The sequence below is a fragment of the Actinomycetospora sp. genome (genome assembly GCF_055612215.1).
Genome location: NZ_JBVPVA010000536.1, coordinates 1 through 7,513, shown reverse-complemented (window position 1 = coordinate 7,513; position 7,513 = coordinate 1). Strand labels below are relative to the sequence as shown.

Genomic DNA, 7,513 nt, shown 5'->3' with positions numbered 1-7,513 from the left:
GCGGTGCTGGTGTGGCGGGTCGGGCTGCCGCTCCACCGCACGCTGCACCACCGCCTCGTCGTCACCTCGGTCGTGCCCGAGGGCGACGGCTGCGTCTCGGTCTACCTCACCGGACGCCACCTCGACGACCTCGGGGCACGGGCCGGGCAGTTCCTCCAGTGGCGCTTCCTGAGCCGCCGCGGCTGGACCCGCGCGCACCCGTACTCGCTCTCGGCGGCCCCGGACGGGCGCAGCCTGCGGATCACCGTCAAGGACCTGGGCGACGGCACCGCGGAGATCCCGGGCCTGCGCCCCGGGACCCGCGTCCTGATCGAGGGGCCGTACGGCCGGCTCACCGCACGTGCCCGGACCGGGGAGCGGGTCGCGCTGATCGGCGCCGGAGTCGGGATCACCCCGCTGCGCGCGCTCGCCGAGGACCTCTCCGGGGACGTGGTGGTCCTGCACCGCTTCCGCGCCGAGCCGCTCTTCGCCCACGAGTTCGCCGTCCTGGCCCGCGAACGCCGGCTCGGCCTGGTCCCGCTGCCCGGACCGCGGCGCGGGCCGGACTCCTGGCTCGGGTCGGGGGTCGGGCCGACCGACGACCTCACCGCGCTGCTCGCGCGGGTCCCCGACATCGCCGAGCGCGACGTCTACCTCTGCGGCCCGGCCCCCTGGACCGACCTCGTCCACCGCACGCTGCGCGCCGCCGGCACCCCCGCCGACCGCGTCCACACCGAGAACTTCGGATGGTGACCTGAGATGCCACCCGCCCGCTTCGACCGCGGCGCCCGCCGCCTCGCGCTGTGGGGTCTGACGACGGTCAGCACCGTGGTGCTGCTGTTCTCCTACCGCACCTCCACCTCGTCCCAGATGCCCACCGCGACCGGCACCCCGGGGACGACACCCACGACGACAGCGGGCGCCACACCCGCGACGAGCGCCGCGAAGACCACCAGCACCTACACGGGCACCGTCACCGGTACCGCCGCCGACACCCGCTGGGGCCCGGTGCAGGTGAAGGTCACCCTCGCGAGCGGGAAGATCACGGCCGTCGACGTCGTCGAGGTACCCGACTCCAACGGCCGCGACCAGGAGATCAACGCCGACGCCGTGCCGCAGCTCGTGCAGGAGACGCTGCAGGCGCAGAGCGCGCAGATCGACATGGTCAGCGGGGCCACCTACACCTCCGACGGCTACGTGACCTCGCTGCAGAGCGCACTCGACCAGGCCGGCGTGGCGTGACGGCCGCGATCGCCGCCCCGTCGCCGGTGGCCCGGCGCGTGGAGCACGTGATGGGCATGCCGGTCAGCCTCGCGCTGCGCGGCCGCCACGCCGACGACGAGGCGGCCGACGCCGCGTGGGCCGCGGTGCTCGCCTCGTTGCGCGAGGCCGACCGGGTGTTCAGCACCTACCGCGCGGACTCCGTCGTCAGCGGCCTCAACCGCGGTGAGCTCGCGCTCGCCGACGCGCCCGACGAGGTGCACGAGGTGCTCGCGATCGGCGCCCGCGCCGAGCGCGCCACCGAGGGCGCGTTCTCGGTGTGGCGCGACGGCGTGCTGGACCCGAGCGGCGTCGTGAAGGGCTGGGCCGTGGAACGCGCGTCGGTGTTCCTGCGCGCCCTGGCCGACACCGACTTCTGCCTGTCCGCCGGCGGCGACCTGGTCGGCCGCGCCCTCGGGGGCGAGCCCTGGCGCATCGGCATCGAGGACCCGCACGATCCGGCCCGCGTCCTCGCCGTCGTCCCGGTCCGCGACGGCGCCGTCGCCACCTCGGGCACCGCCCACCGCGGCGCGCACCTCGTCGACGCGCGGACCGGGTCCGCGCCGTGCGTCGTCGCCCAGGTCACCGTCGTCGCCCGCTCCCTCACCGCGGCCGACGTCGACGCCACCGCCGCCTACGCCCTCGGGCCCGGGGCCGCCGACTGGCTGGGCCGCCGGGTCGGACGCAGCGGCCTCGTGGTGTGGGCCGACGGGACCACCGCCCCGGTGCAGGCACCCTCGACCTGAACCCCGGGCCGTACCGGTGGGCTGTCCGGGTGCTTTCGTGCGCGCGGACAGGTGGCGCCCGCCGGGTGGGGACGCCCCGACCGCACGGCTGGCCTTCGATGGGGCACCTCAGTCGCGTCGAGGCGATCCCTCGGCGGATCCCGGCAGCGAGAGGAGACGGGCTCGTGTCCTCCCCCCTCGCCTCGTTGAGCGGCGACAAGCTGCGGATGGCCAGACTCGAGAACGTGGCCGTCCCCACCCGTACCGAGCGGACGGTGGCCGATCTGACGGGCCCCGGCGCCGTGAAGTCCCTGTGGATGGCCCTCGGCGGAGGAAACGGTCCCGCCCTCGACGCCCGTCTGCGCGTCTACTACGACGGCGCCGCGTCCGCCGCGATCGACATCGACATGGGCACTCTGCTGGCGACGCACTTCGGCGCGGGCTCGGTGGCCGGCTCCCACACACTCGCCCACGTCCATGCCGAGATCAACAGCACGAATTTCAACACGGGCTTCCTGGTGACGTTCCCGATGCCCTTCGGAACGCGGATCAGACTCGCCTACTACAACCCCAGCACCACCCAGACGGCCACCATCTACTCGATGGTCGCGTACGCCCTCACCGCCACCGACCGGGTCAACGGTGTCCGGCTCCGACAGCAGGGGGCTCGCTGGCTCGATCAGCGGGTCGCACGGACGGCGTCCCAGACGACCACGCTCGCGTCGGTCACGGGTGGCCCGGGATGGATCGTGTACCACTCCCAGGTGTGCGGAGTGGGTGCGTCGAACCTGTCCTGGATGGAGCGCAACATCGCGATCGCCGTCGACGGTGAGGCCACGCCGTCGATCGTGTCGACCGGCACCGAGGACTGGTTCGACAGCGCCTGGTACTTCAACGGGTGGAAGGATTTCGACGCCGGGGTGCATTCGTACGTCGGCACCGACCAGCCCACTGCGCCGAACCAGTACGTCGTCGGCATGGCCACCGACCTCATGTCGAAATGGGGCGGGGTGCCGTTCACCACGTCCGCGACCATGAGTGCCCTGACGGAACCGGCCTGCACCACGGGCGACACCCTGTGCTGGTGCGTCCTGTACTACCAGTAGACCTCCGCCGCCGGGTGCGTCTACCGCCGGACCGCCGACGCCGCGACGATGGACTGCGTTGCCGACAGGTGGACGGAGGTACGGAGATGACGACCGCGGTCGAGACGACGTTCCATGGCGTCACGATGAGGACCTACGACGCACTGCTCGAGCGGCTCGAGTTCCGCCCCGGTGGCGCGTCCGAGCCCGGCTGCCTGTTCCACTGCGTGACGCCCACCGGGGACGGCTTTCGCGGCCTCGACGTGTGGGAGTCCCCCGAGGCGTTCGAGCACTTCGTCCGCGAGCGACTCGGGCCGGTCCTGGAGAACCTGGGGATCGCACCACCCGAGGTGACGGTGGCCGAGGTGCACAACTACCTCATCGCCCCGCCGGACCGGCGAGGTGCCGGCGCGGGATGAGCGGGTGGGGTCGCCACGCCTCGGTCTTCACGCTCGAGGGCGTCACGGTCCGGCGCGCCGCTCCCACCGTGATGTCCCTCGGGCTCTCCCGCCGACTCTTCACCCCGGACCACCGCCTCGTCCGGCTCTCCCCCCTCTGAGGGTCCGATCCCGTGATCCGGTCACTGTGCATGACGTCCATGGGGCTGGACAGGTGACACCACTGCCAGTCGATCACCGGAACGGTCACACTCGGCGACAACGGTGGCGCGGCCAGCCGCGCTTCTCGAGGTCGAGGGGGCCCCGTGAGACATCTGGTCGTGTGTTGTGACGGCACCTGGAACTCCGCGGAGCAGAGTGACGGCGGGGTGCCCACCCCGACCAACGTGCGGATCTTCCACAACGCGTTGGCCGCGACCGACCGTCACGGCCACCCACAGGTCTCGCGGTACTTCTCCGGTGTCGGCGCCGACGGGTCGCTGGCCACCCGGGCGATCGACGGCGGCACCGGCCGCGGTCTCTCGCACAACATCATGAACGCCTACCTCTGGTTGGCCGCGACGTTCCGGCCCGGCGACCGCATCGCCGTGATCGGGTTCAGTCGCGGCGCGTACACCGCGCGCAGCCTGGTCGGCATGCTCTGCTGCTGCGGGCTGCTCGCCTTCCGCGGTGACGAGGAGCCCGGGCAGCGGTGGGACGCGGTCCGACGGGTCTTCACCCGCGGGTACGTGCCCGCCGACCCCGATCGCGTCCGCGACGAGCGGTTCCAGCCCGGGTTCGGACCAGGCTGGGGGGCGAGCACCGAGCAGGGGGAACGCATCGAGTTCGTCGGTGTCTGGGACACCGTCGGCGCGCTGGGCATCCCCGACGCCGCGGGCATACTCGAGGTCTTCGACGGCAGCGACCGCCACGAGTTCCACCAGACCGAGCTGGGCGACGAGGTGGGGGTGGCCCGTCACGCCATGGCGCTGGACGAGCGCCGCGGCCCCTTCGTCCCCACGCTCTGGACCGACAAGGCGCAGCAGACCCTGCCCAACTGCGACCGGGTTCGCCAGATGTGGTTCCCCGGCGTCCACAGTGACGTCGGAGGCGGCTACCGCGAGACCGGCCTCTCGGACGGTGCGCTGAGCTGGATGATCGACGAGGCCAGAACGACGGTGGGGCTCCGGTTCCGTCCTGCGCTCGCCGCGCTGCGCCCGGACCCGCTCGACGTCCTGCACGACAGCGGCACCGGGCTGTGGGAACGACTGACCTCCTCGCCGCGAGCCGTCCCGCCGGTCGACCGCGACCCGGCCGTGCACGGGTCGGCGCGGCGACGCGCCCAGGTGTCACCGATCCGGCAGGACCTCTACCGCCCGACCGCCGTGCTCGACGTGCAGGAGAGCCGCGAGGTCGAGGTGCTCGCCCGCTCGCCGTGGTTCGAGACCGGCCTCTACCTCGAGTCCGGGCTCTACCACTTCGCCGCCGAAGGGGAATGGATCGACGCCGACGTCCCCGCCGGGCCCGAGGGCGTCGAGCACCGGCCCTGGTCGGCCGCCGGCCTGGCCTACGCCGCCGCCGACTTCTGGGGCGAGGCCGAGACGAGGTTCCGCCGATGGCGCCACCGCCCCGGGGTCGACTTCATCGGCACCAAACGCTGTGAGGACGCGCGGTGGATGGAACTGATCTGCGTCGTCGCCAACGGCGCCGGCCGCCGACCGGTCGTGACCACCACCGACGGGGCCGACGTCGTCGAAGCCACCCTCGACAGCCCCGACGGACACCAGTACGTCCGCGTCGGCCGGGCCGCCGATGCCGTCCAGGTCCACGCGCCCGGGTATCTCTACGCCTTCGCCAACGACGCCTGGGGCATGTACGGCAACAACCGGGGCAGCGTGCTCCTCACCGTGCGCCGCGAGCCCGGACCCACCGATGGACCCCGGAGCGAGCGTGTGGCGGCGACGTCGGTCGGGTAGGCGCGTCCGCGAACCTGTAGACCGTGGTCTGGAGGAGCGACCATGACCCGACCCGACGAGATCGACACCGGGCGCGCACCGGAGGTCGACACCGATCAGGATGCGGATCCGGCGGACCTGGAGGAACAGTCCGAGGAGGTCCCCGACCCCGAGGACGAGGGCCTCGAGGTGGTGGACGACGACCCGGGCGAACCCTGATCGCCGCGCCGGCGCTGCGATCGACCGCGCCGGCGCCCCGGGGGACACCGGCGCGATTCACTCGGCGCCGGCGCAGTAGGCGTCGTCGGTCGGCGGGTCGAAGGGGTCGGTGGCGTCGACGGCGAGGACGCGACCGTCCGTGGCGCGCAGCTCGCACCCCACGATGGTGCCCGTGGGACGGTCGGGCGGGCCGGCCACGCGGGCCCGCAGCCAGGAGCCGCGTTCGTAGGGGACGGGCAGCACGACGGACGGGTGCTCCGGGGACAGTTCCACCGGTGTCGGGGAGATGCCGCGCCGGGCCGCGCCGGACTCGCCGCGCTGCCGGACGTCGAACCAGACGGTCACCGGCGCCTCGGTCACGGTGGACACGGTCAGGCTCATCTGCGAGGCCGGGGCGGTGTCGGTCGCGCAGCCGGCCAGGAGGCACACCCCGAACGCGGTCGGGGCGAGTCTCGCCAGGGACGGGAAGGGGGTACCGGACCGGGTCCGGCGCGTCGTGGGGGTCGTCGCCCCGGTCGCCCCCGTCTCCCCTGTCCCGCTCACCCGGTGCCTCCCTCGCCTCGACGTCCTCACCGTCGGTCCGTCACCGTGCAGGTACGTCGAGGGCGTGACATCGGCTCGGTGGGTCGGATCGGGGCGTACGACCCCCACCCGTCGGGTCGAGCACCGCCCGCGTGCGCACGCCGGCCGCGGCCCGTCGATGCGCGTTCGTGACACCATGGCGGCGAGGAGGGCGTCGAACCACGAGGCCCGGCATCGACACCCGGGCACCACGTCCTCCGAGGGGAGCCCGCCATGTCGACCGCCGACACCCCGCTCGACCACACCTTCACCGCCACCCTCGAGCGCAGCTCGTCCCCCGGCGGCTGGACCTTCGTCCGCACCGACTGGTCGGCGGAGTTCTTCGGCACCCGGGGCCTGGTCAAGGTCTCCGGGACCGTCGACGACCACCCGTTCCGCGGCTCCTTCATGGCCCTCGGCGACGGCACCCACAAGCTCGCCGTCGCGGCCCCGGTCCGCGACGCCATCGGCAAGCAGGCCGGTGACACCGTCACCGTCCACCTGCTGGCGCGGCTCGGCGCGGGGACCGACGGAGGCCGCTGACCCGGGGGTCGACGGACGGCAGGTCGCGGCCGCGCTCAGCGGGTGTGGGCCGTGGCGTGCTCGGCGGGAGCGACGGCCGGCGTCGGCGACGGCGAGTGCGCGATCCGGTGGGCGATGTAGGTCAGCAGGCCGAGGCTCAGGATCGCGAGGACGACGTAGGCGATGAGCCCGCCGAGGCTGTCCCACGCCGCGTGCAGCGCGACCGCGACGACGAAGGCGAGCAGGAACCGGCGGACGGCCCGGCCGCGAGGGGCCGCCCGCGGGACGGCGTAGAGCGCCGCGGCGGTGATCCCGGTCCAGGCCATGTGCCCGGCGGGGCTCATCACGCCACGCAGCATCAGGACGTCGACGGTGCTGACGACGCTGCCGCGCGAGCTCACCAGCGTCACGAAGCCGTACCCCATCGTCTCGAGCGCGGCGAAGCCCGCGCCGCAGGCCACCCCGAGCAGCAGTCCGTCCGCCGGACCGAACCGGCGGTGCATCACCAGGAGCAGCACGAGCGGCACGAGGAGCTTGGCGGCCTCCTCGATGACCGCCACCCCGACCATCGGGAGAGCGCCCAGGCGCTGCTGGACGTCGAACTCGAGGGTGCCCGCCACGATCGTCCCGAGCACTCCCCCGAAGAACGCCGCGCTCGCGAGCAGCCCACCGCCCACCGCGTACGGCAGGCGGCGGCCCTTGACGAACGTGACGAAGGTGAAGGGCACGACGGCGGCGCCGAGCAGGATCGCGGACGGCACGAAGTTCGGGTTCTCGGTCTTCACCATGGTGCGCTCGTCGAGCAGGAACAGGGCGATACCGACCACGAG

The 7,513-nt window shown here is 73.3% G+C and carries 10 protein-coding genes and 1 pseudogene; 9 read left to right on the top strand and 2 right to left on the bottom strand.

From position 1 onward, the window contains the following. The 8 genes and pseudogenes from AC0CYZ_RS15035 to AC0CYZ_RS15000 all read left to right on the top strand — a co-directional run. Window positions 1–732, top strand: a pseudogene (locus AC0CYZ_RS15035) (oxidoreductase); the annotation flags it as partial. Window positions 733–738: 6 nt separating this feature from the next. Further along, entirely contained in the window at window positions 739–1,221 is a 483-nt protein-coding gene (locus tag AC0CYZ_RS15030; RefSeq protein ID WP_472216685.1) for an FMN-binding protein, read from the top strand. Next, the gene (locus AC0CYZ_RS15025) at window positions 1,218–1,985 is read left to right on the top strand and encodes an FAD:protein FMN transferase (RefSeq protein ID WP_472216683.1); all 768 of its coding nucleotides are present in this window, start codon (window positions 1,218–1,220) and stop codon (window positions 1,983–1,985) included. Before AC0CYZ_RS15030 ends, AC0CYZ_RS15025 begins: the two co-directional genes overlap by 4 nt. A 164-nt stretch (window positions 1,986–2,149) precedes the next feature. Beyond that, window positions 2,150–3,070 (top strand): DUF2961 domain-containing protein, encoded by a 921-nt coding sequence (locus AC0CYZ_RS15020; protein ID WP_472216681.1) that lies wholly within the window; start codon window positions 2,150–2,152, stop codon window positions 3,068–3,070. A gap of 86 nt (window positions 3,071–3,156) precedes the next feature. Next, on the top strand, window positions 3,157–3,468 hold the full coding sequence (locus tag AC0CYZ_RS15015; protein WP_472216679.1) for an antibiotic biosynthesis monooxygenase family protein: 312 nt from the start codon (window positions 3,157–3,159) through the stop codon (window positions 3,466–3,468). Beyond that, on the top strand, window positions 3,465–3,608 hold the full coding sequence (locus tag AC0CYZ_RS15010) for a hypothetical protein (RefSeq protein ID WP_472216677.1): 144 nt from the start codon (window positions 3,465–3,467) through the stop codon (window positions 3,606–3,608). Before AC0CYZ_RS15015 ends, AC0CYZ_RS15010 begins: the two co-directional genes overlap by 4 nt. A gap of 144 nt (window positions 3,609–3,752) precedes the next feature. Then, window positions 3,753–5,402, top strand: a complete 1,650-nt coding sequence (locus tag AC0CYZ_RS15005; RefSeq protein ID WP_472216675.1) for a DUF2235 domain-containing protein — start codon at window positions 3,753–3,755, stop codon at window positions 5,400–5,402. Between the two features lie 42 nt (window positions 5,403–5,444). Next, window positions 5,445–5,600 carry a hypothetical protein gene (locus tag AC0CYZ_RS15000; RefSeq protein WP_472216674.1) on the top strand — a complete coding sequence of 52 codons (156 nt, stop codon included), beginning with the start codon at window positions 5,445–5,447 and terminating at the stop codon, window positions 5,598–5,600. A gap of 57 nt (window positions 5,601–5,657) precedes the next feature. On the opposite strand, the gene AC0CYZ_RS14995 is transcribed toward AC0CYZ_RS15000, so the two are convergent. Further along, entirely contained in the window at window positions 5,658–6,143 is a 486-nt protein-coding gene (locus tag AC0CYZ_RS14995; protein WP_472216672.1) for a hypothetical protein, read from the bottom strand. 252 nt (window positions 6,144–6,395) lie between these two features. Here AC0CYZ_RS14995 and AC0CYZ_RS14990 point away from each other — a divergent pair, with 252 nt between their 5' ends. Next, window positions 6,396–6,704, top strand: a complete 309-nt coding sequence (locus AC0CYZ_RS14990) for a DUF1905 domain-containing protein (protein WP_472216670.1) — start codon at window positions 6,396–6,398, stop codon at window positions 6,702–6,704. A 35-nt stretch (window positions 6,705–6,739) separates the two neighbouring features. Here the strand turns inward: AC0CYZ_RS14990 and AC0CYZ_RS14985 are convergent. After that, window positions 6,740–7,513, bottom strand: a 774-nt coding sequence (locus AC0CYZ_RS14985; protein ID WP_472216668.1) for a PrsW family intramembrane metalloprotease, incomplete at its 5' end; no start/stop codon positions are given.